The organism is Pararhizobium gei, assembly GCF_029223885.1.
In the GTDB taxonomy this organism is placed as follows: Bacteria; Pseudomonadota; Alphaproteobacteria; order Rhizobiales; family Rhizobiaceae; genus Pararhizobium; species Pararhizobium gei.
Genome location: NZ_CP119409.1, coordinates 2,403,580 through 2,430,158 on the forward strand (window position 1 = coordinate 2,403,580; position 26,579 = coordinate 2,430,158).

Here is a 26,579-nt window from a genome sequence, read left to right on the forward strand (position 1 = left end):
GGAAAGGGCCGTTAAGCATGGGCGAAAGTGCGGTGGCGGACGAGATAGGAAGGATCGGAGAAAGCTACTTCGACTACCAGATGTCCCAGACAGACCTCCTGGTGGGCAAGATAGACCCAGACCGGATGGGTAAGGATCGGGTGATCGAGGCCAAGCTCGCCCCCCGGAACAACATGCTGTCTTTCGACAAGCGCCCCGCTCCGATGGCGTGTTCCATCCAGATCAAGACGATCCTTTCATCGACGAAGGTCGTGAATGTCAGCTTGTCCGTCGCTGAAAGACTGGCTCAGGGGCTGTCGCCAGCATTCGTCTACATCGTCCGCCTAGATGACGACCGCAAGCCTACGGAGGTCAGGATTATCCACATTCTTGGCAAGGCCCTCGGCAAGGTCCTGAAACGCCTGAGGAAAGAGTTTTCCAAAGGCACTACGGAGTACAAGGACAAATCCATTACGTTCCCGATCAAGGAGGCCAAGACGATCGGTCTGCTCGGACACGACCTTTCCAGATATCTGAACTTGGAGATCGGTCCTGACATGGACGAGTACATCGAGAAGAAGCGCATGCAGAAGCGCGATCTCGGATACGAAAACGGCAAGCGCACGACGGTGACAGGTTCGTTCGGGGCAGCCGCTATTAACGATTTCATTGACGGAATGCTCGGACTGAAACCGCTCACCATTACCGCGTTGAAGGCAGAGGACGAACGTTTTGGCATTTACCTGCCAGTTCCGTCGTTCCCTAAGTTCCAACCTGGATTGACTGCACAGTTGATACCCAAACCGAGCGCGCGGTGTACCTTGGTACTCGGCCCGACACATGACGCTGCCGAGATCGTTTGCGATGTCACGTTCCCGCCGATGGGCACCATCCCGCTGGAATTTTTCAAAGCCCGCCTCAAGTCGCCGATCCTCGAGGCCACTTTCTCCCGCGACGAATTCCAGGTCTCGACCAAGCCCTTTGCAACTAGCGACAGACGTACGATCGCCGAGTGGATTGCCTGTTACACCATTATCGTCGGCGTATCTTCTGTCGACGGCCTGCCGATCGGCTTGAGAACACCGATCGGCGTCGAGCACCTTGGTATCGCCAAGGGCGGTAGCCCGGCAGATGACATGGAAGCCGAATACACACTCAGACTTTTAAAAGCCATGCGTTCGCTCCGGGCAGAAGCCGACGTGGAAGACCGTCCGGTGATGCTCGATGACGTCTACCTGATGGCGTCCTACATATTGAGGGCGCAGAAGTGCATCGCCGAGAACTTCCGCGATGATGTCACGTTCAGTTTGGCTTCTCCGACCGACGAGAAGGTTCCTCGTGACGTCGAGGTCGTGATCATCTCGGGCTTCACCCTTGGTGACGAGTATTACGTTCATTGCTCCAATTGCGCGATGCAGTCTTCCGTGGTGAACGGACTTCTGGCCTTTTCCCAGAGCGGCCCTCTGACATTCCTGGAGGCAAGCACCCTTGACGATTTCGACGGCGACTTGAAACGATACCAGCGCAAAGCGATGCGGATGAGCCGCTCGAACCTTTGCGTCACCTTCCTTACGGAGGGTACCCACGACGGCGAGTTGACGGAAATCGGAGACCCGTCCGACCATTCCGCGACGTCGCCACAGTTACCAGCAGCGTAAGTCACACGTCGGTTTCGCACTTATGGAATGCGATGAATCGGGCGATGGAATTGCGATGGAAGCTTCGCAGGACGTTCACCGTGCATTTGTTCGAGGTTCCGGCACTCCGCATCAGTTCGATGTGCTGCCGTAACCCTAAGGAAGAGTGGTTCATGCCGTTCAAAGGCCTGGACACCTATTCGAGCGGTGTGAGTTACGATGTATACGTCGAGGACGTCGTGGCGAGGGCCAAGGCTAGGCTCTTCGAGATCGAGGACTCCGCGAGCTGGGAACTTGATGTCTCCGGGCTCGAGACAGCATGAACCCGGAATTGCCGGGCATGCTCTACTCGCGTCGCCACATCCCACACCCAGGTCGTTAGGGCCGTCATTTAATAAGCGGCTCCTCGAGGCGATAGATGCGGCTCCTGCATCTGGCCCATCTCAGCTCTCGGTCAAGCTGAAGTAACGGAGAGGTTCGTCCGTACGTGCCTTCCTTGATAAAAGGGTGACCCTTGAAGTGACCGAAGATATGCCGATGGCGCTCGCCTGAAACATATACGACCTCATCTACCTTCCATTTCGAGATCAAGGGAGCGTCATCGAGTGCCTGCTCGGTCGGCGGGGTTCCGGAGGCGATCCGCTCAAGCATCTGACGGTAATCCCGGATGTATTCCTCAACGGTCCGGCCGTCGGGCATGATGATTTCCCGATCGTTCATGGCCGTAGCCCCCGCTTGCGCTTTTCAGGTCTGGTTCCGGTCGTGGTGTCGTTGAGAGATGCAGTGGGCTCTGCCCGACCACGACGTAGCGCCGCGATCAGCTCTCGCACCTCCGCTCCGCTGACCCGGCCCCGTTCCACGAGGCAATCGGCCAGCTGTTCCAGCTCGACCCTGTATTCCCGCAGCAATGTCTCCGTCTGCTCGAGCGACTCCTTGAGCCGAAGATCGACGGCGTGCCAGAGGTTGGCGTCACGGGCGCGCAGGGCTTCCAGTCCACCCACACCGCCAGCCAGGTCGAGCACCAGATTGTCGCCGAACCCGAAGTAGCGCTCGATCCCGGTCGCAAGGTCGGTCGCGATACGCAGGTCGGAGCCCTGCGCGCCGCCTCCGCTCGTTGAATGATGCCCGTAGACGACACGCTCAGCAGCGATCCCCGCCAAGTGGATACCGATGCGGGACATGAGGCTGTCTTTCGTTTCGAAAACGCTTTGATTTCTCCTGTATTCCATGTGCCCAAGGGAACTGCCTGAATCATCAAGCGCGACCTGGCGATTGATGACGACCCAGAGCAAGCTGTCCTGGCTCGTGGCCAACGTCGCAATGGCGTGGCCAGCCTCATGGACGGCGACCCGCCGAAGTTCCACGTCAGACAACGATCTCGTCGGCGGTAGCGCTTCAAGCAGGTCTTTTTCCTCAAGCGCGCGCCCTTCCCTTCTGACACGGCGACGAACTTCGCGGGCAACCATTTCGATATTCGCTCCGGCATATCCGGCGCTCATCTCCTCGAACTTCCGGAGATCGCCGGGTGCAGCCAGCCCACGCAGATGTTGCCGCAGGATCGCAACGCGCGCGGGGCCGTCAGGCAACGGAATTCCGATGAGTCGCTCCAATCGGCCCGGCCTGAGCAAGGCGGGATCGATAACCTCGGGGAGATTCGTGGCCGCCACGACGACCACGCCAGGCCGCCCTCCCGCCGGATCAAGGCATTCCAGCAAGGCGTTGATGACCTGACGCTTGTAGTCGAGGTTGTCGCCTGCCGTGTCGCTGCTGCGGTCACCAAAGGCATCGATCTCGTCCAGAAAAAGGATACAAGGCGCAGACTTCGTTGCCAGCTCGAACGCTTTGCGCATGGCTTTGAGCATATCGCCCAGATGACCCATGGCCTGCCAGCGGGCCGACGACGCCTCGATGATGGGGATGCCGCAGGTGGCCGCCAGCGCGCGCCCGTAGGTCGTCTTCCCGGTGCCGGGTTTCCCGCAGAGGACAGCACCGCGGTCCACGTCTTCCCATTCGATCAAGCCCGCCTTCCACGATGCGATGTCCCCAGCGAGCTGGATGCCCCAGGTGGCCGCCTCGCCGTATCCCGCCATGTCGTGCAGCGTCTTGGCCTTGGTCTCCGGTTTCGCCTGCTCTGGAATTTTGAAGTCGTCAGCTGCGGCGGCTCTTCTCAGACGACCGATGGCGGACCGCAAGGTCCGGTGAGCGTTGACCGCCATCTTCACCCTGCCGAAGTCCAGGCTGGCCAAGTACTCGGCATCGTCCGGCGTCATGCCTTCGAGACCGACCATCCTCGCTGCCGCCAGGAAATGGCCGGGTGTCGGCCGAACCAGAACGCATTCGAAATCGGCGATAAGTTTGACGTCGGGGTCGAGTTCTTCGAGCGAGTTGCAGAGGAGAATGGTACGCTTCGCCTCGAAAATGTTCCGCAGTTTGTTCACGATCGTGACTTCGTCGAGGCGCGCGATGAAGAGACGGTCGTGGCCGAACTCGTCGTACTGGGCCTCCGATCCCAGTAGTTCGGAGATCGCGGCGTGATAGAAATAGGTGTCCACGTTGACGCCGTCCGGCATCTGCAGGAGGGCCTTGAACCTCGTGTCGTGACGGTCGAGGAATGGTCGGAGGGCTTTTCTGACGGCGCACATGGCCACGGCGGTCGGAAACGTCAGCGTCGCTTTAAGACGCAGGGAAGTCTGGAAGCTTTTCATCGTTGTCTCTCTGAAATCTGGCTGGGAGGTGTGGGATTTCAGGGACGTATTCGGCGCACCATCGTCTCGGGTCCGAGCAGGGCATCGTCGAGATCGACTTCAAGGAAGCCAGAGAGGATGAGCGAGGCGATTGCGGCGACGGGTCTGCTCTCTTGGATCGCTCCAAGGCATTCCGCCAGTGTCAGGATTCCGTGCTCGTCGAGGGCGGCGAGGATGCGGACGCGATCGCCGAGGCTCGTGCGCCATGCTCCATACCTCAGGAGGTCACGGGCATTCTGCAGGCGGAAGCCGTTGTAGATTTCGTCGTGGGAGATTTGGAGATAGTCGTTATCGAGGCGGTCAACGGAAATGGCTTTGGAAGCCTTCCTGTCCGGCGCATCCAGATAGCGACGGGTGCCGTCGACGTGGTTCACCAAGAAGTCGGGACCTCGCTGCTCTGTCCGCCCGTCCTGTCCCAGCGGCTGGCATCGCCATGACAACACGGCTTTGTCTATATCCAGGAGGCAGGCCAGATCGCGGGCGGTCTGGGATCGGAAGACGGCGGGGCCGTCGCATTTCAACGTGGTCAGGGGATGGAAAGTTGATTTGTTGGCGGACGACGTCCCCGCCGGGATCGCACCCGACTGATCGAAAGATCGCATGACTTCCTCGATATAATAGCTAATGACGACGGGACCGCTCGGCGGCCAGCGGGGTCAACGTATTCGTATCGAGTGGGTCAGCGCTTTAAACATGGAAGAACATTTAGAGAACACGCCTCGAGATGTCAATCGCCAAAAGTATCCAAGGCAAATTCCCTTCTAAATTCGCGGTCCCCTTGACCCATAATCGCTTTTATATATCGGATCGGGTCCCCCTAAAGCTTTTGGAATATAGGCGATGCTCCTCTTTCCATAAGCCTGTTTCAGATGTGACCTAAGAGCATTCCTTACGGATTTTCCTCTGGCTTCATCCGGAGAGATTGCTCCATCGAGCGGCAAAATCCGCGGGATCGCCAGATTTCGCGCTTCGAACTGGTCTCGGAGAGACGTCACCTCAGCCTCAGCTGCCGTAAAGGTGTGAATAACGGTTTCGTCTGCGGCGATTTTGGACAGGATACGACTCAGGCCATCAGCGATGGTTGCGTCTTCAGCAAGCGATGACGTGAAGTAGATTACGAGGTCTGCCTTGGGAGGATGAGGCTCGTGATGCTGAGCCATCAGGATAGATGATGCAACGGCGAAACCCGTCTGAGGACGATATTTATGCCAAAGGGTGGAGACGCTCGGCTTCGCTTTCCGATCGAGGAGCACCTTGATGAAGCCGCGGAGGAACTCACGGTCCTGAGCGGATGCGACGATCACGACGGTCAATCCGCTGCATTCTTTCTCTTCGACGAACCTGGTCGCCAATTCGGTCGCGGCTTCAGACATCGCAGATGCGAAGGCTTCCGTGCCCTGCGTCTCATCATCCAGGATCGTAGCAAGGGTCTCGGAAATATCGAAAGCTTCAGTCGTCATCGGTTCCCTCCAATAGCTCTTCCATATAATCGGACAGCATCTCCGCGCTCGTGAAATACCCATCCAGCACGTATCGCTCGAAAACCATCCCGGATGGACTGCCGAGTTCGATGGGGGCCAGACCAAACACCCCCTCCTCACGTCTATAGAAAACCAACCCGTCGCAAACATCGAACTGAATTTCGGGAATTAGTTTGAGTAATTCCGCGACCCGCGGCTGAAAACCCTGCCTGTTATGCGGGATCATTCCTGGGATAGATCGGGATACGTAGAAAAGTATGACATCGAGACTTTGAGGAACATCAGCACAATTTAACTGAAATGCATTCTGAAACTGCTGGTACACAAGATTGACGTCATTGAAATCGAATTCGAGAAATACCCGGCCTAAACCCGCGTAGGTCGCGAACAACGCTTTCTGTTTGCTGATCGGAAACAGCGATATGATCGAGCTTATGAAGTTTTCCACACGGTCATTGATAACCGTTGGCTTCCCGCTGTTAGGGTAGTAGCGGACATTGACTGAAGTAGGACCTGTGGAAGACAGCGTCTCAAAGCTGTTATCGTGCGAAAGCACCAGGTTATAGAATGCCTTCCGGTTGGATCGCTGATCGAAAAGCTCCTGCTTGCAGAAGCACCACCTAATACTCCCTTCCTTCTTACCCCATATCTCCTTACCGCCCGTTTTCATTTCGTAGTGATGATGTTCATTGAGAATTGTGATGAGGGCGTCGTCGATGTACCAACCGCTCGCCTGCCAGGTAGCGAAAACATCTTGAGCGGCCAATTTCTTAGCTAGGACTCGCTGAAACAATTTTATCAGCTCGAACGCGATGACACGGACTTCGTAAACCGTACCATTCCTGCCGCGTATACCACCATCGGCTTTGCTCTGGAGGTAGTCCCTAGTGCCCTCGATAGGGTCGTCCAGTGGTGTTGTCATAAATTTACTCGGATTTTGCTCATTGAGACGACACGGGGCCGCCGTCCTATCCTGATGATAAGGTTAAGCATTGTTAAGCAGCTGAGGATTGCTAAAGTCCTACTCCGCAACCTTGACTGCAGCTTTCGTCAACGGTTGACGTCAGAGCAGGCGTCGATCATTTGGTATTCGTTGGACTGCGTACGACAACGACGTTGGATTTCAGCTCAGCAAAGACATCAACGATCATTTCAGGTTCAAATCCTTTCGAGCCTGAGCAAGATCAATTTTGGCGTTGTAGCCGTGTTTCTGCAACAGATGAAGCAGATGGAGCCAGAGAACAGGCTGAGTGGCTTTCCGCTCGCAAACTGGTGTGCGTCGGGGCCATAATCTGCTGTAGAAATCAGAATACCCCGAGACGCGCCTTCGTGCTGGACCGTCCCGTAGAGATCGCGGACAGCTGATACGCCGACGGTGCGCGTGTATCGCTTCGCCTGGATCACGATCTTCCCGCCTGTGATCGGATCAGGATCGAAGGCGACCGCATCTACACCGCCGTCACTGCTCGCCTGCGTGATCTTGACGTCGCCACCGCGCGAGGCGAATTCCTTCTCGAAGAGCTCACGAATCAGATGTTCGAAATCTCCCCAGTCCATGGCCGCGAGGTTCGTCGCCGCGTCGAGCGAGGCCACGACCTCCCTGGCGTCGATGAACCTCTTGTCCTCCTTGTTCATCTCCATGAGAGGTGCGATCGGAGCGAGCGCGGCCAGCGAGGAGGCGGAAACGCCTTTGAGGCTTTTGAAACAGGCTTTAGGATCGACGCGGCCCAGATCGATCGCTTCGAAATCGGCCTTTGTGACAATCGCGGACATGATGCAACTGCGCACGTCTCGGCCAGTCGATTTATTCACTGCCGTCGAGAAACCGTTGAAGAGTATGGCATCGTAGTTCCCGCACTCGTCAGCTTCGAACAATTCATGGAACGTCCGCAAACAAACCTGATAGCAGGCGCTGTCATAGTTCGCCTTTTGCTCTTTATCGCTGATGTGCGTTTCCTTGACTTCGCCAGTCGATGGCATGAACCGCAAGGCCTTGAGTGTCGGCATGATTTCCGGCGATGGGAGATCGTACTCAATCAGTAGAACCTTGGCGGGCGCTGGCTGATAATCCAGTTCGTACGACTTCTCGAACAATCCGTCATAATCCGACGCGTCGAGAACCAGACTAGCATGTTCGATGACCGATTTAGGGTCCCCGGCACGGACGCCGTCCGAGAGTTCGTCGACCTTTGCGTTCTCAGTTGCCTGGCGATGGAGATAGGTCGCCTTCTCATCATGATATGCTTTTTCGAACTCGAGCTTACGCGCCTCCCACAGCCCGACGGCCGTTACAAAGGCTGCCGCGTTACGCGCGTCTTCCTCGTCCCATCGCTTGACGTCGGCCTGGAATAGCTCTTCCGCCTTCGCGCGTTTTACCTTTGCTTTTCTAAATACCTTGTCGAGTAAGCCGATCGGAGGGTCAAACTTGATCGGTTTCGCTTCGGTCGCCCTTTTAGGACTCTTCTCCGGGAACGGAGATGGCTTCCTGAAAGGCGTTCTGTTCTTGAGCTTTTCCCAATCCACACGGTCGTCATGCCGGAGGGTTTTCGACAGAATGGACCTTATACCGTCCAGCTTACCCGATGCCTCGATCGTCAGGGCGTCGCACGCCTCCTTGCTGGCGGCAAGCTTCGACTTCCTGATGTGGTCATCGGCCATGCGGTCCCAACGCGCGACGAGTTCGCCAACTTTGATCTCGAGCAGGTAAAGCTCCGGCGCACTGACCTGCTTGTGAAGCTCCAGGTCCTTTTGCCACATGTCGATAGAGTACCGTAGGATACGGCTGTAATTCGCGCTCCACTTAGCCTCGATCTCTCCGGCTTTGATCGCGCTCAGGTGCCGTGAGCTATACTTAATCTTAGTCGTCATTACCGTCCCTGCCCAATGCAACAGGCGGCTCGTGCCACAGCACAGAGCGCCCCGCAGTCCCTATTGAAGATTTTCACCGATCGACCGATAGCATGCGTCCGTTGACCCGACGGATATCTTGCTGACGACGTTCCATGCACCGCGATCAAAATCGAAGAACTCGATGAAACAGCGGCTCGCATCGTAATCAAGCCATTGAGCGGCCATAAGCCGACTGTCCAGACGGAACTCAAGGGCAAGGTACATATTGTCTTCGCCTCCCCGTGGAAAACGTATGGGCCTTCCGGTCCTGTTGTCACCCACCACGACGCCAGAGCAACCCGTCCCGCAGCCGAACTGAATTACCGTGAAATACCCCGCGAAATTGGGGCCTTTCTGCATGCCGTCACGAATACGGGTTCTGAAGGAGTTGAAATCACGGTCTCTGGCCTTGAAATTGGGCAAGACCGTTTTTCCCGACATCCTGGCGCGGCTCGGATATTCCGTTGGCCGTGGTCTCTTCGAGCCAGCCGCGACCGCTGCGGCGACGGTAGCGGATCGAGATTGAGCCTCATCGCACACGTGCCAGTCCATCTGATAGCCGTATTCGCCCTCCCGTCCGTAGCACCATCCCACGGACTTGAGTTTACCGTAGATCGACTCGCGCCGATCACAGGCAGCCATCGTCTCCGGAGAGTTGCCGCTACTACCGCGACAGGTCGTGTTTTCCCGATGCCATTGGGAGAGAAGGCGCAGGGGACGGGTAGCACCCTGATCCGTTTCCAGGACTTTCCCTGTCTCGGAGGTGATTGTCGCCGTCGTCGGGTCCCAGGTCATCGTGAATTGGGCGGCCCCCGACGATGTTCGATCCTCGAAGTCACGTTTGGCATACCACTCGACAACACCAGTGATCTGACAGGTCGTTGCGCATGAGGCCCGTTCCGAGCCATGCTTTAAACTGTAAGCGCGGGTCGGCCATCTCCGGGCGAACTTCCGCTTGTCCTCGACAACGTCAGCCTTGGGAATTGGTTTTCCGTAAAACTCGACCACGCTACCGTAAGCCCTTTCCATGAACTGGAGCGCGGTAGCATTTCCGCTCGACCAGGCGTCATGATAGGCGACGGCGAACGCGAGCGCCTTCTGTTCGGTCGTCATCGGTGCCGTGTCTGGCACTACGGTCTTTTTCTCCGGCGGGCTATACGCCTCTGGTAGTTTAGAGGGCGAAGGCATTGCTGTCGCCAATCGACCCGATAGGTCTTCAGTACTGCCCGAAGTCACCCGAAAACCCCGCATCTCGCTTGCTGTCAGATACCGCATGTCGTCGCTGGGCACCGACAGGCTCAATTGCAGAAGTTTCGGGTCTACCCCCATCTCGATGAGGTACGTCATGATATCGGCGGTCATGGATTGGACCGCGGTGACGGCGTCGTGGCTGTTGAGATTGGCATCCGATGAGAACGAAGACTGGTGGACGCCGATTGCACCTGGTTCCGCTTGTCGCGTGGTCCCGCCGACGAACGTAAGGGTGCAAGCGGAAGCACATTCCGCGGCCCGGAGCTGAAACGTCGAAAGACCGAGCGACCTTATCAATCGGCCGAAAGCCATGGCCGAAACGATGTTTCCACCGGGGCTGTCGAAGGTTACGACCTTTGCGCCGCTTGCCGCGACTTCCCGTGCGAGGACCTGAGGGTCATCGGACGAAGTAAACCTGCCCTTGAGCAACAGAATCGGCGGACCGCTGTCCAACGGAATACGTTGGACGACCACTTCGGCGATTGCCGAGCCTCCTAATGGAATGGAAAGAAACGCTCCAAACGCGAGCGTACGTATACTTGAATTCATGGCCCGACTACCCCTGCAGGCGCATGCTACCTATTTGAGTACAGAGCGCAATACTCCGCCGCTCATTGCTGGAACGGACATTATTGCGGCACCTTTGGCCGCCCCAACGGTACGGGACTTCATGTTTGTAAGCGGATGCTCTATTCGTCCCGATAAAGAGCCGCAGCTTCCCGGAAGCTGGCCAGGATCGCCCATTTGACCTTGTCCATGTGTTTCTTGATCTCCGGAATGTATGTTTCTGACTCCTAGCCGCCCTCGGCCACCCGCTTGCGTTCGAAACGAAGAGGGGGCTTGAGCTCTTCCGTAATACGGCGGCGATATCGGCCGCGGAACAGAAGCCCCTGCACCCCTTTCGGTGTCAGAGCATTAAAGCGCATCTTGCCCAGTTCCTCGAAGTTCAGCGAGATAACAACCGGGGGCGCGATTTCCATGTGCGAGAAATCATGATCGTTCCACTCGATACGATCGACACCACAGCCGAAGTTAAATTCGACAATTGGGTCGCCGTCGTCTCCAAGCAGCTCTTGCGAGAACTTGATCACGATGTTGTCGATCGCTTCGATCTCGCGAAAATAAGCAGCTGAGAGGAAGTCGACGTCATCTTGGAGAAGTGCACTTTGCATGGAATACCCGCCGTATAGGCTTATAGTATTCGTGCAGGTCTGTTCGAGAGAAGCTAACCGGATGTTATCGCTTGCAGTTTCCGCGAGCCATGATTGATTGGGTAAACGGAACAATATAGCCAATGACGATTGACTGGGACAACGGCCGCAATATTGTGGCTTGCACGCGTAACGGGAGCGATCAGATGTCTGGCCCAGGCGGACCCAGTAACACCGAGAACGACAAAAACGAATGGCGGCCTGCCTCATCAGTCAGCAAGACGGGAGGCTCGGGACAAGGCGACGGCGGTGGAGCCTCGAACCCATGCATGTTCACGGAGGTCACAATCCTCGCGTCGCCAAACAGCGCGGTCACGAGTTCGCTAGTGGAAGGCAGCACCTTGGCGATATCGATATCAGGACCTCGCGTGGTCGCTATGAACGGCACAGACATCGCAGGTTCCATTACTTCCGCCCGCCTTGCAGACATCATCGAATGCATCAATCGCGGGCAGCAGTATATGGCCCGGGTAATCCAGATGAACGGCGGCGCGATAACGGTCGAAGTCTATCCGATATGACCGATATCGATGTTGTAGGTGGCATCTATCGGGAGCGGTGCGCGTTTCCGTATTGGGACCAGCTTTACGGGTCGGCGGGGAGAGCTGCCGTCGCCTTGTCGGGACATGTAGACGTCATTCGCTTGCACGGCGCTCTGTCGGAAAGCGAGGTCCGAACAGCTCAGGCAGTGTTCGCCGATATCGACCTCACGCTCTCCGCTCGGGAAAGGCCCATAGCCTTCGAATACCTGCACAGCCTTTCAGTACCGAAAATCTCTCCAGAGCCCATCCCGAGAGTGTCGATGCCTGCGGTTTCCGGAGATGTCATCGTGAAATTCGGAATGCTGGAAGCCGACCCCAGGGTCTCGGGGGTTCACGTGGTCTACGATCCGCAGTCCGCGTTCGATCCGATAGCCTTCTCGAGTTCGGGGTCGACAGCAACCCATTTGGCCATCATCGCAAACCGCAGCGAAATTCTCAGCCTTGCACGCGCGCAGTCCGTCGACGAGGCGGTCAGGACGATGTTCTCCTCCGAGAAGGCCGAAGTGGTCGTAGTAAAGGACGGCATCAACGGCGCGACTGTCTACGAAAGGGAACGGTCTTCCCATGTCCCGGCCTACTTGACACAGAACGTGTTCAGTATCGGCTCGGGCGACGTTTTCGTCGCCGCATTCGCACTTTCCTGGGCGATCCACGGCATGACTCCTGCCAGTTCGGCGGAGTTCGCCAGTCGATCGACGGCTGATTACGTGGAGAGCCGCCTGCCCGCTTTCAAATCGATGGCGTCTGAACCGACGCCGCGGTCGCCCGTGGCGAAATCGGGCGGGAACATCTACCTCGCAGGACCTTTTCGGGAGCTGGGGCAGCGTATGATGATCGACGACGCGCGCGAGCAGTTAAAAGGATTGGGGATGAGCGTGTTCAGCCCAATCCACGACATCGGCCCCGGCACTGCGGACGTCGTGGTAAAACAAGACCTCGCCGCCATCCAGCAATGTGATGCGGTCTTCGCTATCCTCAACGGCAGCAGCCCGGGAACCGTGTTCGAAGTCGGTTATGCCCGGGCTCTTGGGAAACCCGTTTTCTGCGTCGCGCAGAACATGCGGGATGTCGACCTCAAGTTACCCCGCGGGTCGGACGCGTACCTGCACGAAGACTACGTCAGCGCCCTTTTTCAGATTGCATGGCGAACATGAAGCGCGCGCTTTTGCTGTCCGGAGGCATGGACTCGACGTCGATCGCATATTGGCGCAAGCCAGACCTCGCCATTACAATTGACTACGGTCACAAGGCGGGTGAAGGCGAGATAAGGGCGGCGACTGCCATAAGCAAGACGCTCGACATCGAACATCGGATCATTCGATGCGACCTTTCGGCGCTCGGCAGCGGCGATCTCGCGGGTAAAGACGCCGATCCCCACGCACCCGCGAGCGAGTGGTGGCCCTATCGGAACCAGATGCTGGTCACGATCGCCGCGATGGAATGCATCAAGCACGGGATCGGCGTACTCGAGATCGGCGCGCTCCGAACGGACGGCTTCCATGCCGACGGCCGACAGGAGTTCGTGGACGCCCTAAGCGCGCTGCTTGCGATGCAGGAAGGCGGCCTCGAGCTTGAAGCCCCGGCGGCGGCCTACTCGGCAGAGGAACTCGTGAGGGTCTCGGGCATCCCGATGGACATCCTGGCCTGGGCGCACTCCTGCCACAAAAGCGACTACGCGTGCGGGCACTGCAGAGGATGCCAGAAACACTACCTCACCATGAAGGCGATCGGGATTGAGCCATACTGATCCGTATCCCACCGGGTCCGCGCCGCCGTTGTCCGGAATGCCATGGCTCGCGCCGACGCGGATCGACATCCCATACCTCGGGCTTCCAGACCGTGATTTCATACAACTCCTTGGATCGAGGCGCTCCTCGCGTCACCTGACCATGGCTCCGATGACCGAGGTAGCTTCCGTTGTCCGCGAGGCGCTCAAAGCGGATTTCATCGGGGCCGGACAGCGCGCCGGACGGAAGAAGAAGCGGGTCGTCTCGGCAGGCGCGCTACACCCGATCAAATGCGTCATCGTTGGAAAGGACAACCGCGCATTCGTCTACGATGACGAGACGGATGCCGTCTTCGGTGTCGAAGCCCGTGATCCATCGGCGATCGAAGCCCTCTCGCGGAAGAGCGCTTCCGTTTTACCGTCAGCAGCCACACACTTTCTGGCGCTGTTGGCGGACACCGAATCCGTGTCGACGGTCTATTCGAACCACGAATCCCTGTTGTGGCGCGATGCGGGAGCCGTCCTCCAGACGCTGGCACTTGTCAGCGAGGCATTCGGTCTTGGTTTCTGTCCTCTAGGCATCCTCGGCCAGGAAGCGGCCGACGGGCTGCTACCGAGCGGCCATCGATTTCTGGGTGTCGGTGTGGCCGCGATAGGGCGGCGAGTGCGTGGGGTGGCGTCTTCAGAGGGCCAGCCGTAGCTGATCGGCCCGGGGCACGATCCTCGTCGACCTTGCAGTCGGTCCTATGCGTCTCATGAAATCCCAGATGACGGCGTCAAGGACGCTGGCACGAACCTGGATCGCCCGCGCGAATTTGAGGAAGAGGTCCTCAAGACCGAAATAGTCCTTGGCAGGGTCGGAGTCCGCTTCGAACACCTTCATCATGACGCACGCGCGATGAAGATGGACGTCGATGATCGCGACGTCGTCGGAATCCAGATGATTGCGAACCACCCACGAGGCCGTCTTGGGACCGATCCCGGGGAGGCCAAGGAGTTGCCCCCTGAGGTGTCGTTCCGAAACATCGACCGAGAAATCCCGCGCCATCGAAAGCGAACGGGACAGGTATGAAGCTTTCTGGCTGGCGAAGCGGTAGCGTCGTTGCCGCCCGTCGATGTCGAACGGGTCGATCAGGCGTTCGAGTATGTCCTGCTCGCTGGCATCACCGTTCAGCAGCCCGTCCGCGCGCAGGCGGCGAAAGGCGACCATGCCCATCTCGGCCGGAATCCCGTAGCCGCCAAGCAGGCAGACGGCGATCTCCTCCAGCAGGCTTTCCCCCAGGCGGTGATCGCGATACCGATTTCGTCTGGCCTGGGCTTCGGACTGGTATTTCCAGAAAGCGGGGGTGAAGAGTTCGTCCGGGCCTCCCCAGAATACTCCCGGCACGACCTCAGAGCCGCCCTCCGGGAGGCTGTGCTCCTCGATCAATCCGTCGATGTTAACCCAAAACCGCTGCATGTTGCCCTCTTGCGGCCGCCCCTAGAGCACCGACCAGCTTTTCCGTCCACGAAAAACGAAGGTGCGTGCCCTGTTATCCAAGATAACCACAGGAGGCTTGCGCGTGCGGTTCGACCGAAATTAATGATCGCTCGAACAATGGGAGGGACAATAGCCGGCGGAGCATCACCATGCCGATGGCCAAAGTATGAGTTACCATTTCGAGCGCCTCGACCTGGCGTCGTCCTCGGCGGCGCAGCGTCTATCTGACGCTACCTTCACAACGAACTCTTAGGTCAGCGCGAGTCGATCATCTGGGCGAAATTCAAGCAATTCGCCGTATTGCTGAAAGCATGGCCCTCAGGGTATCCTTCGAAGTTTCGCGTGGGCCTGTTTAGACTAATACCAACCGTCAGTGAGCATGACTCTGAAGGGGATTCCCAGCAGCCAACGAATCTGAATCTGTGATGCAAACTGGAGGTTTGTGATGGGTTCAGCGATTTCTTTGCGATCGGACTTCGACGGAGCCAGGTTGCGGCTTCTGGCTCGGCAGACACGCGATGCCGATCAGGCACGGCGGCTTCTGGCACTTGCATCGATCTATGATGGCGGCTCACGCGCCGATGCCGCCCGGCTTGGCAGTGTGACGGTTCAGATCGTGCGCGACTGGGTGGTGCGCTTCAATGAACGCGGTCCCGCCGGCCTTATCAACGGCAAGGCCCCGGGCAAACCTTCTCTCCTGAACGATGAACAGCGAACGGCTTTGGCGCAAGCCATAGAGCGCGGACCGACCCCGTATCTGGATGGAGTCGTTCGCTGGCGTCTGTGTGATCTGGCGCAATGGATTTGGGAAGAGTTCCGCATCTCGGTGAGCGAGGAGACCCTGGGCCGCGAAGTGCGTGCCATGGGCTATCGCAAGCTCTCGGCTCGCCCAAGACATCATGCGCAGGATGCCGAGGCGGCCGAGGCATTTAAAAAAACTTCCCCGCCGCTGTGGCAGAAATCGCCGCAGGTCCCGCCAAGGGCAAAGTAATCGAAATCTGGTTCCAGGACGAAGCCCGGATAGGCCAGAAGAACAAGATCACGCGTCGTTGGGCCAAGCGGGGCTCAAGGCCGTCCGCGCCGCACGACCAGCGAACCCGATCGGCCTATATCTTCGGTGCCATCTGTCCCAAGCACGGCAAGGCCGCCGCTCTCGTCATGCCGTGGTGCGACACCCATGCCATGAACCAGCACCTGATCGAGATATCCCGCAACGTCGCCGTTCATGCACACGCCGTCCTCATCATGGATCAGGCCGGATGGCACATGTCCAACAATCTCGTCGTTCCAGAAAACATCACCATCCTGCCACTGCCGCCCAAATCGCCCGAGTTGAACCCGGTCGAAAACATCTGGCAGTTCATGAGGGACAACTGGCTCTCAAACCGAGTCTTCAAATCCTACGAGGATATCGTCGACCACTGCTGCTACGCTTGGAGAACCCTCCAGCAACGACCATGGAAGATCATGTCAATCGGCCGACGCAAATGGGCGCAAGGGTTCTAATCAGTGACGGTTGGTATAAGGCTGGCGAGCCATTTGCCATTGCGACATGCGGCTCGCATTTGCAAGAATATCCACCTGCTCGTTCGCAACGTCACCCGAGTGGGCCTTGCACCATTCGATCCTGATACCACACCCGCGCGCGATCAGTCCGTCCAGCCTCTGCCAGACGTCTGCGTCGGGGGACGGTCTCCGTCTGTGGCTGTTGTTGGGATCGATCTTCCTCCAACCATTATTGCGCCAGATCGGGAGCCATCGATGGAAGCCCTGCATCACATACAGAGAGTCCGTCCATATGAGCAGCGGGGCATGCGGAAAATTCGAAGTCGCCCAGACCGACGCGTGCATGACGGCAAGGATTTCGAACCTGTTGTTCGTTTTCCCGGGGTGCCCACCGCTATCGCTGTGGACTTCGCGTCCTCCCTCATAGGAGACGAAGCCCCATCCGCCGAAACGCGCCTTGGCGTCGAACGATCCATCGGTGTAAATCTCGATCAATCTGGAACCACGCGAAATCGTTTCAGCACTCACGAAATGTCATCCCGCATCTTCGGCATCGAGCTCGACAGACCGAGGGACACCGATTTCGGCTATTGCCCTCAGTAACCGAACGCGAGCGAGGCCCCGCATTCCGGTCGCCTCGACAGCTAGCAGATCGATCACCCTGATCAGCCAATCACCTTCGGCATGCAGAGAAGGATAGTGTGCGATTGCCCTGTTCCTCTCTTTGAGGGCCGAACATATCCAATGCCAGCCTGCCTTAGGAGATGCCACGAATGCAGTGACGAATTCCTCGGGCGGTATTGCCGCAAGGACCGGAATGTCGTCGAACTCCAGCTGAGCATGATTCGTATGACAAACCCGCTCGAAGAAGGTGAGTCCGTTGGTTCTAACCGTTTCAAGCAGGTCCGGAACGATATCGGGGAATGAAATCTCGGAGGCCCTGACCCGGGATTGGAGAAGGTGATTGAATATCTCCGAGAAGTCCGCCCGCCTCTCGTTCGTCACCCAGTATCCTATTCCACGGTACGCGCTTCTGAAGTCATCGAACCATCGCGGACCTCGCGTGCGCGGCGGCAACCGACCTGCGGCCAGAAGATCGTCGATGTAAGCCTTGCACTCGGACACCGTGTCTTCAATGCTGATTCCTACTACCCCGTTCTCCGCCATCATGAGCCTGAGCGCGAAAATGTGGAGCATGTCGCCCGAGTCGATGACCTGCCGCCTGTCGAATTGTTCGTTCATCTGATGAAGCGCCTCGTCGACGACGTCGTCTTCGGCAAACCCGAAGTTGATCACCCGCTGCCAGGGCTCAGAAGTTCCAGTGAAAAAATAGCGGCTCCGATCGACCGAGGCACGAATGTCGGCCTGATCGTAGCGTCCCGCGAACAACATGTCTTGAAGCACGCTATCCTCAAGGACCGTACTCGTAAGCTTAACCAGCGAGTACCGATCGTTCGATAGCACGATCGGCGGCGTGACTCGGGTTGCCGGGTCTTGTCCGGGCAACACATATCCATGCGAATAGATCGCCAGTTCGCGATTTACGAGGTCTTCCTTTTGGAGCCTGTTCATGCGGACTTCGAGCGCAAGCGCCGCGAACAGTCTGACAATCTCAGTCGTCGCGGCGATATGCTCGCGGTGACGGTCTTCGAGAGAGAAAATCAGCCGCCCGGTATCTTCCACCAGATGTCTCAGCAGACGAAGTGACTTCGCGCCGGACTGCTCGAAGACGGCAAAGATGTCTCCGTTCAGATCGTCGATGAACTTCGTCCCGCGCGCCGCCGAAAACTCCGCCAGAAACCGGGAGAAGGCCGCAGCGACGTCCGGCTTGACGCGCAGGGTCTGCCCGAAAACCTTTTCCTTCGCGTCGTTGAATTCACCGACTAGCTTATCGTCATGCGCGATTACAATCACCCGACATCCGTGGTGTTCGACGTAGCGGTTAATAACCCCTAGCAATCTTGCCTTGTCGACAGGAGACCGCTCAAGATCATCGAACACGATGGGTTTCGAGGTATCGACCTCCTCCTTGATGAAGCTATTCGTGATGAGGGTTGCCAACCCTGCGATACCAAGGGTTCCCACATTCGGCGCAGCCACGTTCAACGTCCCCACCTTGTCGGCGATCTTTTTCACCGCGGACGCCTTGGGAAACATCTTCGAGAAGACAAGGGTCTCGACCTCTTCGGCAGAGTTCAGGCCGAAGAGGCTCACATAGTAGGCGTGGGTATCCGGCAGCACACGGCGAACCTGGAAAGTCTTTCCGCTGCCCCAATCTCCCGTCACTAAGACAGCGTAGCCGGGAGCATCGAGACCTATGTAATAACTCAGATAGTCCTCGATCGACGTCGTCGGCGGGTGTGCCAGTTCACGCACCATACCGCCCTGCTCGGGTTCGGAATTGCCTGCCTTCTCGCTTGTCTTCCGACTCCACATCATCTTCATCTCCGCGATCCAATTCACCGCGCAATCCGCGGGAATCGCCGTACGACCATCATCGCCGAAGGCGAGATTTTTGGCCATGTCCCGCGACGGCATGAGCCGTTATCAAGTGAGGGGTCATCCACACGAACAAGTCTCCAACGGCCAAAATAACCGTCCCGTTCGGTCTACGGGGTCCCCTACGTCGCGGTTAAAACGCAGTTCGTGCTGCGCTCATGTCCGGTGCTTAGCACTTTGAATTGTGGTCGGCCGATACGACGGACGCCTGCGGTCTTCGTCCGTGCAAGATGGCTACAGGTGCCGCTGTGAACGTCCATATGCAACGTGGCCGCCGGAGAACCCTGGCACGGCACCGTCAAGCAGCTGCCGGAAATTAGCCCAGACGTCATCCAGTGCAGCGACCGCCATGCTATCGTCGAATCCGGCTCCGCTGCCGACGAACGTGACCTCCGGGAAATCCCCGTCGGAATTCCAGGTCGTGACGACCATCCCGGCCTGATGGCGATAGAGGTCCGCCAGCGTCATGACGCCGAGGTCCCTTTCGAGTTCATGTGCGAGGAGAAGGATCAACGTCCACTGGCGTTCGCCATCACGCGGCGCGCTCGTGATGAATGCCCCTTCGAGCACCCCCATGTCGGCGCGGACATATGGACCCGCCTTCTGGTCCAACGGCATGAAATGCGGTCCGGAGCCGATGTCAGCGATGTCGCGCTCGCCTGGCCCGAGAACCCTGCGCCCTCGCCGCCACCATTCCTCGAACGTGGTGACCGCGATCTCGTGCGCCAGTCCAAGCCTCACCCTCGCCTCTTCCGAGGGAAAGCCCATGTCCTCCCGGATCAGCGAATTGCGCAAGATCGACGCGTGACCAGAGGTTCTGCAGCTTGCCGAGTCTGCGCGCGCCGACAGCAACTCGTGCCTCTGCCGGATCGCGTCCGAAAGCGCGCCGATGAGATATGGCTTCAATCTGAATGACATGACGCGTTTTCCCAGGTTGGGGAAATCGGAACACGCGGCGGCGCAACCAACCAGCCAGCGGCACTGTGCCAGGATGGGAATGTCCGGCCGACCGTTAACCATCTTACTGGAATGTCCCGTTTCCGTGCACATGGCGCATGTCGCGGTACTGGCCAAATGCCTTGGAATATGGGCATAACTCCGCCTCTGAACGACGGAGCCCGGCATGCGCACGATAGGCATACAGACAAGGTAACGAACGCGGCGGACATCGGTCCGGCAGCGTCTACTGTCTATATGTCGCAGGTGTGTCACAGGCCGCAGAGGGCTCCATGTATCGTTTCTTTCAAGGCAATGAAAAACATGAAGGCGCGCGATCGACCTGTCCGGTCGGGCGCATGTCTCCCCTAGTCTCCGCGTTCCCCCATTACCACACGATACTCACGGCATAGGCCATGGGCGTCGGCTTTTGCCGACCGTTTCTTTCGTGTGGAGATGAATATGAGAAACGCCGCGATTGCCATCGACTATCTTCATAGCCTTCGTCATGGCTGGGACCCGCTCGCGATCGAGTTTCACCATGAGACACTGTTCGGCGAGCCCGACACCAGCGAGATCGAGGGCGATACCACCGAAAGGAGCTCGGCGATAACACGGCCGGGCGCTCTGTAGAGGAGCAGGCCGGATTCGTAGTGCATGCCTTGCCGTCATGGCGCTCCGTCGATCGCGATGTCGCGCTCAAGTCGAGCACGAATTGCCGTGTCTCCATCCACGATAAGCAGCGTAACCAATTCCTGCGGTGCGAAAGTCTGCTGGAGGCCAATCTTGTCTTGTCCCTGATGGCGAACAGGAATGTCGTCGACATCGAAACCCAGGTAATGATGGAGTTCGAGAGGGAAACCGGCCCGACCGTCCAATACGTGGATACCCGCGCGACGTATGTCAACGGGCTCGTCATGCTCTATCCCGTCCGCCCGTCGGAACTAGACAAGGCCGGACGCCTCAAGATGGACGTCGAGCTCATGCGCGACCAGATTATCGGCGTTCATGCGCATGGCATCGAAATCATTGACGAAACGGTCGTGACGGAAGGTCTTGTTTACCGGGCGTGTGCCATCTTGCGTGCGCGCGACCTCAGGAACAACCGTGACGTTTCACGGATGACCGAGCTGGTCGTGAACGGGCCATCGGTAGTGCAGGTTTTCCGGCTCCTCCAGGAGTTCGGCGACCTCGGCCTCGGATGGAGTGCCTTGTGGAACCTCATCGACGACGGCGTGCTCGTTCATGACTGTCCCGATCCGGAGAACACGCGGCTGAACCATATCTCGTGGGTGCGGGTCAAAAAGTAGTGCATGGGGGTCATGTGAGCGGAACTGATAGAAGACCGGAAACGACCTTCTCAATCGAGCCGGACGACCGGGTCACTTTCGTCGGCAGGTTTTTCAGAGCGGAGCCATATGAGTGGGGCTACGTTCTCTCCGAGGTAAACGGCAGCGGTCGCTATGAGTTCGAGCATTGGCAGACCAGCGAACACATCCTTAGGGGCGTGATCGAAGTCGACAAAGGCTACTTTGGCACCGACGCGATGAATTCGCGAGCCCTCAAGTATGCCTTGGATACCCCGGACTTATCTCCCGATGTGGTCTACCGAATGCGGATGATCCACATGTTCCTGGATGGCATCAGGAACGGCCGCTGGAAGCGGTCAGAGGATTGCGTCAACGAGTTCTTCGCCGAGTTCGACGCGATCGAGGAAGGAGTCAGAAAGGGACGCGGCGGCACGGCCCGTAACAGCGCGACGGACAAGAACCGTGTCGCCTGGCGACAGTTCCTGCGGATCGTCAGCCTGTTCGAAAGACGAGGACACAGCCCGAACGCCCTGGTGAAAAACTACACCGGAGCCAATCTGCACACGACGAACGTCAACTACGAACTCGAAGCGTTTTTGCGCGACTGGGCGCAGAAGAAAGCTACAAGGCACAAAACCTCCGCGGAGACGCTTTACGAGGAAATGGTCCATGCCAACAAGGCAAACGTCCCCCCGTACCGACTTCCGACACTCCGGACCTTTCAGCGCCGGATTAAAAAGCTGGAGCGCTTGAGGATTGAAGCTGGCGTGAACGGCGTGGAGGTAGCACGGGCGCGGCTGGCGATTTCGCAAGGCGGCATCGAGGCGACCCGCCCGCTGGAACGCGTGGAGATGGACGAGAAGGTGTTCGACCTCATCGTGTTCCTCAGGGATACGGGAATCTGGGAGGCGTTGGACGACGACGTAAAGAAAATCCTGAGAAGCGTGAAGCGTCCCTTCATCTCCGTCGCGATCGATTACGCCACCCGTTCGGTCCTCGCGATGCGCCTTCTCAAGGACGCTCCTAAAGCAGGCAACTCGATCGATACTCTCCGGATGGCCCTCCTTCCGAAAGACCACTATGCGAGGAAGGCGGGCGCGCTCAGCGAATGGCCGATGTGCGGGACCATGGAACTGGTCGCCACGGACGCTGGCGCGGCGTACGCGAACGACGACTTTCTCGCCTGCGTGCTGATGGCCACCGGGCGACACCTTTTCCCGCCGTCGAAAACCCCCGTCCTCCGAGGCACCATCGAACGCTTCTTCAAGACCGTGGACGACCGCTATATGCACCTGTTCTCCGGGCGGACCTTTGGCAACGTCCTTGCCCGCGGCAACTACAATTCGGTCGCCAACGCCTCGATGACATTCGATCAGCTGGCAGAAGCCCTGGTTCGGCTTATCGTCGACTGCTATCACCATACGCCGCACGCCAGCCTGAACAACGAGATGCCGATCGAAGCTTGGTCGCGTCTGAACGCGCTGTACAGGGTTAAACCGCCACCGACGCGGAACGACTTAGCCAAAATTTTCTCGCTTACGGTCTCCCGCAAGATCGGCGACAATGGTCTTGTCTTTATCGGCATTCCCTACGGCAGTGAAGCCCTCCAGAAACTCCGCAACCTCCTTGGCGGGGCGACGGTACAGATGCGCGTCGATCCCTACGATCTCAAATCGGTGAGAATGCTGACCCAGGACGGACGGGGCTATGTCGAAGTGCCGTGTATGAGAGACGGCTTCGACGGCGTGACCGCGACGGAATGGATCACAGTACTCAGAACGATGGACAAGCGGTTTGCCGACCGTGCGAAGATTTTCGAGGAAACGGTCAGGCGGACGATGGCGGAAGTAAAGGCCGTTTCTACGAAGGCCATGGCCGATGCCGGAATCGGTGATCCTACGCTGACGAGGGAGGTCTTCGAGCGGATTGACCGACAGCTCGTCCGCGGATGGGTCGCCCCCAAGCGGTCCAAGGCAGACCATCCGAAACCCGGTGAGCCTCCTACCCAAGCGGCGGAAGACGACGTGGCCTCACCTTCCGCGAGCGAGGATAAGCGTAAACGGCTGGTCCATGGTATGGGAGACGGACCTGTGAAGCCCCTTAGCGTCCATCGCACGATGCCGGAAGGACGCCAGGCCATCCGGCCCGCGCCTGACGACCTTGCTTCTGTCCCGGCTGCGCCCAAGCCGACGCCTGATATGGACACACCGCCAGTCAATCCAGATACGCAAACGCCTTCGAGGCGTTGGACTTTCGACAAGAAGTAGGAACGCGCGATGCCGGACGAAAGACTCAGCCCGCAAGACATCGTTATGCGCGCCATGGCCGAGGGGTTATCGGCGGAAGACGCCCGCATCTCGAGGATTATGGAGGCTGTCGAAACTACCTACGTCAACACCGAAAACGACGATATCGTCGGTAGCGAGATTCAACTTCTGGTGCGCGCCGCCTCGCGGAAAACACGCGATGGACACGTCCTCATCATCACTGGGGAGTCTGGTGCGGGCAAATCGACGACTATCATGCATCACTTAAACAAATTTGAGGCGCTGCGGCCGACGACGGATCAGTATGGCGACATGCTGTTGCCACTGGTAAGGGTAAAAGCGCCCACCGACTGCACCATGCGTGAACTCGGCTACGAGCTGCTGGCCAAGATGGGATATGATCTGAAAAGTGACCTTAGCGAAGCTGCCGTGTATCGGAGGGTTCGGGAGCGTATGAAGTTGCTCGGAACCAAGGTCGTTTTTATCGATGAGTTTCAGCACATTTTCGACGCCCCTAAGATTAAGGGCGTGCAGCATCTAACCGATACGTTGAAAAACCTTCTGCAAGAGGAGGGATATCCGATCTACGTCATCGTCGCTGGCCTACCGGAAATACAAGGTGTGGTGCATCGCGATCCCAAAGAGCAGATGGAGGGGCGGACAGTAGTCCGGAACCTCCCGGACCTATCGTTCGAGGGCCATAGAGAGCTCGTGGCCGAGGTGGTAAGGCACTATTTGACCGTGGCGGAGCTAGAGTTGTCGGTGGAGCCATCAGACGAATTTCTACGACGGATGCTGCATGCAGGGCGAAACAGGCTTGGTATTATCATCCGAATCGTCATGTTTGCTATCGAGGACAGTCTCGACCGTGGTGACCGGACGGTAGGCTCCGAACATTGGAAACGAGCCTACATGCGATTAGCCAAGCGCGGGCGCAATGTCTTCGATGACCCTGAATGGTGGACGATTGTGCGATCTGTGATGCGAGATGGCTCGCTCGGTCCTGAGGTGGTCGGTGCCACCGCCCCGAGCGCTCAAAAGAAATCTCGCAGGAAAGCCTGAGATTTTGCTCCTGCGATCCGCAAAACATCACGACGGAGAGACGCTAACGAGCCTGTGCTCGCGGGTCGCAGCAGCGAACGGCAGGACGATGAATGAATTCTGTCGTGACATCGGCCTCAAAACTCAGGATGTGATCAACGGCCAGGCAGATGCGGTCCAGATGGTGGCAGAAACGTTGCGGATGCCGATGATCGATCTAACGCGGATGGCGATTGTCCGCAGCGGAAATAGCTTCGGGTGTATGGGGGAAAGTTTCTTACCCAGATATTTCAATCGAACGAATTTCCGGTTTTGCCCTAAGTGCCTTGAACAGGATATTGATGACACATCCGCCAGGCCGAATATCAGAAGGTACGGTAGGGCAGTCTGGTCGTCCCGTTTCATTCGTACTTGTCTCACGCATCAGTGGACGATGGCGGATGCTGGTCCCGCTCCGAATGCTCGCTGGAACCATGACTTTTGCCTTCTGCTCGACAGATTGCGACCAGAAATTCAGGCGGTGTCGGAACAGTCGCACGCGCAGCTACCTACCGCATTTGAGTGCTTTGTCACTGATCGGCTCTCGGGGATTAAGGGGCACGGAGACTTCCTAGATTCTCTTGGGCTCCAAGCTGGAGCCGATCTATGTGAGCTGTCTGGCATGGCGCTTCGCGACGGTAAAGAATATGACAGCCTTGGGCGTTCTGAACAGGAATGGCACGAAGCCGCCCAGCTCGGATACGAATTTCTGAGTTGCGGTGTCGCGGGTTGGTGTCAACTGCTGGAGTTCCATTGCAATAGCGCCGATCGCAGTAAGGCCTTGCTCGGTGGAAACGCGATTTATGGTCAATTGCACCGCAACCTTGCCCGCGTGCGAACCGGAGCAGACTATGATCGCATTCGGCACGACATGCGGAGTTTCGCCATTGAGAATCTCAACCTGACGAGCGAAACCGTCATCTTCGGCAAAAAGGTTGCTACCTCACGAATCTCGTCCCGCCAGGTGCTTGAGCGTCACGGACGCGATAGTCGGGTTGTGCGTAAATTGCTGCTCGCAAGCGGTTCTCTAGGCGGCGCTGAAGACGGAGAAAGTGGCACGACCTTTGATGAAGTCGCCGCGACACTTGCAGCAGAGAAGCTCGCAAACGCGGTAAAGGGTCTCGAAGCTGGCAGGCTGCTTGGTGTCGGCATTGCGACCCAAAAGATCATCATGGACGACAAATATCTTGTGCCGGTGGTTGAGCGGAACCGATCCATTAAGCTTGGCAGGCTTTTCTCGCGAGCTGATATCCGAGACCTTTTAGACAGCCTTCTTCCCAAAAATCCGTGCGTAGACGTCGTCGGTTTGTATCAGTTTGAAATCGCGACACGACGGGCGAACGCCACGCAAAGCGAAGTCTTAAAGCTCTTGATTCAGCGGAAGCTCGTGCGTGTGGGGGTAGACAAAGAAGTGTACGGTATTCGAGGTCTTCTCCTCGATCCATCCGAGATCGCCCTCCACACGAGACTCCCTAATCACGGCTGCCTGACACTTGACGAGGTCAGGATCGCGATGACGACCAGCTGGTATGTGGTCAAAGCGCTCGTTGCTGAGGGCTGTATTGTGACACGCATCGAGCGGAATCCTGTGACCAGGATGCGTCAGACCGTCGTTGATCCAGCTGAACTTGACCGCTTTCGTTCCGAATACATTTCGTTCGATGGAATTATGACCGAGCGTGATATCACCAGACCGAAGCTTGTATCGCTCTTAAAGTCGAACTCGATCAAGCCTGCCCTTCCCGTCGAAACGATCAGGGTATCATTCTACCGGCGTTCGGATGTAGCGGTCCTATTCGCCGCTCAAGAGCCCCTGAAGTCCTAAGATCATCATTTTATGAAAGTTGGCGTTATTTTTAGCGCCAGATTGAAAACGTGCGAACTCGCGCCCGTCTCATTTTCCCAAACGCCACTCGATTGTTGTGTCAAACCGATCTGTCGTTGTGTCACCCGGCTTGTCGTAACCGATTCCGAAAAGCCTTGATTTCCGGGGGCTCGGTACTCGCTTTATGTCAAACTGCTTGTCGCTCCACAGAGGGAC

The 26,579-nt window shown here is 57.7% G+C and carries 24 protein-coding genes; 12 read left to right on the forward strand and 12 right to left on the reverse strand.

Annotated features, from left to right (window positions below; translation table 11 throughout):
* Positions 1–17 precede the first annotated feature (17 nt).
* Together PY308_RS11815 and PY308_RS11820 are read left to right on the forward strand one after the other, a co-directional pair.
* A complete protein-coding gene (locus PY308_RS11815; protein WP_275782628.1) occupies positions 18–1,637 on the forward strand; it encodes a hypothetical protein in 1,620 nt (539 codons plus the stop codon).
* A gap of 152 nt (positions 1,638–1,789) precedes the next feature.
* Complete coding sequence (locus PY308_RS11820) at positions 1,790–1,939, forward strand: hypothetical protein (protein WP_275782630.1); 150 nt, start codon at positions 1,790–1,792, stop codon at positions 1,937–1,939.
* A 64-nt stretch (positions 1,940–2,003) separates the two neighbouring features.
* On the opposite strand, the gene PY308_RS11825 is transcribed toward PY308_RS11820, so the two are convergent.
* The 8 genes from PY308_RS11825 to PY308_RS11860 form a co-directional block, all read right to left on the reverse strand.
* Positions 2,004–2,336: a DUF6634 family protein gene (locus PY308_RS11825; protein ID WP_275782633.1), complete on the reverse strand. Its 333-nt coding sequence runs from the start codon at positions 2,334–2,336 to the stop codon at positions 2,004–2,006.
* Entirely contained in the window at positions 2,333–4,321 is a 1,989-nt protein-coding gene (locus PY308_RS11830; protein WP_275782635.1) for an AAA family ATPase, read from the reverse strand. Before PY308_RS11830 ends, PY308_RS11825 begins: the two co-directional genes overlap by 4 nt.
* 38 nt (positions 4,322–4,359) lie before the next feature.
* Positions 4,360–4,962 (reverse strand): hypothetical protein, encoded by a 603-nt coding sequence (locus PY308_RS11835; protein WP_275782638.1) that lies wholly within the window; start codon positions 4,960–4,962, stop codon positions 4,360–4,362.
* Between the two features lie 159 nt (positions 4,963–5,121).
* A complete protein-coding gene (locus PY308_RS11840; RefSeq protein ID WP_275782641.1) occupies positions 5,122–5,820 on the reverse strand; it encodes a hypothetical protein in 699 nt (232 codons plus the stop codon).
* Entirely contained in the window at positions 5,810–6,763 is a 954-nt protein-coding gene (locus PY308_RS11845) for a hypothetical protein (RefSeq protein ID WP_275782643.1), read from the reverse strand. The genes PY308_RS11840 and PY308_RS11845 overlap by 11 nt, the downstream gene beginning before the upstream one ends.
* A 236-nt stretch (positions 6,764–6,999) precedes the next feature.
* Positions 7,000–8,709, reverse strand: a complete 1,710-nt coding sequence (locus tag PY308_RS11850) for a restriction endonuclease (protein WP_275782645.1) — start codon at positions 8,707–8,709, stop codon at positions 7,000–7,002.
* 60 nt (positions 8,710–8,769) lie between these two features.
* A complete protein-coding gene (locus PY308_RS11855) occupies positions 8,770–10,530 on the reverse strand; it encodes a COG3904 family protein (RefSeq protein ID WP_275782648.1) in 1,761 nt (586 codons plus the stop codon).
* Between the two features lie 245 nt (positions 10,531–10,775).
* Positions 10,776–11,153: a hypothetical protein gene (locus PY308_RS11860; protein WP_275782651.1), complete on the reverse strand. Its 378-nt coding sequence runs from the start codon at positions 11,151–11,153 to the stop codon at positions 10,776–10,778.
* Positions 11,154–11,569: 416 nt separating this feature from the next.
* On the opposite strand from PY308_RS11860, the gene PY308_RS11865 reads away from it, so the two are divergent.
* The 4 genes from PY308_RS11865 (at position 11,570) to PY308_RS11880 (ending at position 14,160) form a co-directional block, all read left to right on the forward strand.
* Positions 11,570–11,713: a hypothetical protein gene (locus PY308_RS11865; protein WP_275782653.1), complete on the forward strand. Its 144-nt coding sequence runs from the start codon at positions 11,570–11,572 to the stop codon at positions 11,711–11,713.
* On the forward strand, positions 11,710–12,888 hold the full coding sequence (locus PY308_RS11870; protein WP_275782656.1) for a PfkB family carbohydrate kinase: 1,179 nt from the start codon (positions 11,710–11,712) through the stop codon (positions 12,886–12,888). The genes PY308_RS11865 and PY308_RS11870 overlap by 4 nt, the downstream gene beginning before the upstream one ends.
* Positions 12,876–13,481 carry a 7-cyano-7-deazaguanine synthase gene (locus PY308_RS11875; RefSeq protein ID WP_275782658.1) on the forward strand — a complete coding sequence of 202 codons (606 nt, stop codon included), beginning with the start codon at positions 12,876–12,878 and terminating at the stop codon, positions 13,479–13,481. Before PY308_RS11870 ends, PY308_RS11875 begins: the two co-directional genes overlap by 13 nt.
* A gap of 151 nt (positions 13,482–13,632) precedes the next feature.
* On the forward strand, positions 13,633–14,160 hold the full coding sequence (locus tag PY308_RS11880) for a nitroreductase family protein (RefSeq protein ID WP_275782660.1): 528 nt from the start codon (positions 13,633–13,635) through the stop codon (positions 14,158–14,160).
* Here the strand turns inward: PY308_RS11880 and PY308_RS11885 are convergent.
* Positions 14,143–14,919, reverse strand: coding sequence for an 8-oxoguanine DNA glycosylase (locus PY308_RS11885; RefSeq protein ID WP_275782663.1), 777 nt, complete (start codon positions 14,917–14,919; stop codon positions 14,143–14,145). The genes PY308_RS11880 and PY308_RS11885 overlap by 18 nt on opposite strands.
* 466 nt (positions 14,920–15,385) lie before the next feature.
* Here PY308_RS11885 and PY308_RS11890 point away from each other — a divergent pair.
* Positions 15,386–16,446, forward strand: a protein-coding gene (locus PY308_RS11890) for an IS630 family transposase (protein ID WP_275782665.1) whose coding sequence is annotated in 2 segments (ribosomal slippage) — positions 15,386–15,878 and positions 15,878–16,446 — 1,062 coding nt in all. Because the reading frame shifts where the segments join, the coding sequence is not laid out codon by codon here.
* Here the strand turns inward: PY308_RS11890 and PY308_RS11895 are convergent.
* From PY308_RS11895 to PY308_RS11905, 3 genes are all read right to left on the reverse strand, one after another.
* The gene (locus tag PY308_RS11895; RefSeq protein ID WP_275782667.1) at positions 16,447–16,974 is read right to left on the reverse strand and encodes a ribonuclease H family protein; all 528 of its coding nucleotides are present in this window, start codon (positions 16,972–16,974) and stop codon (positions 16,447–16,449) included.
* 6 nt (positions 16,975–16,980) lie between these two features.
* A complete protein-coding gene (locus PY308_RS11900) occupies positions 16,981–18,969 on the reverse strand; it encodes a hypothetical protein (RefSeq protein WP_275782669.1) in 1,989 nt (662 codons plus the stop codon).
* A gap of 210 nt (positions 18,970–19,179) precedes the next feature.
* The gene (locus PY308_RS11905; RefSeq protein ID WP_275782672.1) at positions 19,180–19,863 is read right to left on the reverse strand and encodes a hypothetical protein; all 684 of its coding nucleotides are present in this window, start codon (positions 19,861–19,863) and stop codon (positions 19,180–19,182) included.
* Between the two features lie 480 nt (positions 19,864–20,343).
* Between PY308_RS11905 and PY308_RS11910 the strand changes: the two genes are divergently transcribed.
* Genes PY308_RS11910 through PY308_RS11930 form a run of 5 tightly spaced genes read left to right on the forward strand, consistent with a single transcriptional unit; the run spans position 20,344 to position 26,363 of the window.
* Positions 20,344–20,514 carry a hypothetical protein gene (locus PY308_RS11910; RefSeq protein ID WP_275782674.1) on the forward strand — a complete coding sequence of 57 codons (171 nt, stop codon included), beginning with the start codon at positions 20,344–20,346 and terminating at the stop codon, positions 20,512–20,514.
* Between the two features lie 20 nt (positions 20,515–20,534).
* A complete protein-coding gene (locus tag PY308_RS11915; RefSeq protein WP_275782675.1) occupies positions 20,535–21,191 on the forward strand; it encodes a hypothetical protein in 657 nt (218 codons plus the stop codon).
* Positions 21,192–21,205: 14 nt separating this feature from the next.
* On the forward strand, positions 21,206–23,458 hold the full coding sequence (locus tag PY308_RS11920; RefSeq protein ID WP_275782677.1) for a TnsB C-terminal domain-containing protein: 2,253 nt from the start codon (positions 21,206–21,208) through the stop codon (positions 23,456–23,458).
* Between the two features lie 9 nt (positions 23,459–23,467).
* A complete protein-coding gene (locus tag PY308_RS11925) occupies positions 23,468–24,520 on the forward strand; it encodes an ATP-binding protein (RefSeq protein ID WP_275782679.1) in 1,053 nt (350 codons plus the stop codon).
* Positions 24,447–26,363, forward strand: coding sequence for a TniQ family protein (locus PY308_RS11930; protein WP_338051066.1), 1,917 nt, complete (start codon positions 24,447–24,449; stop codon positions 26,361–26,363). The genes PY308_RS11925 and PY308_RS11930 overlap by 74 nt, the downstream gene beginning before the upstream one ends.
* Positions 26,364–26,579: the final 216 nt, after the last annotated feature.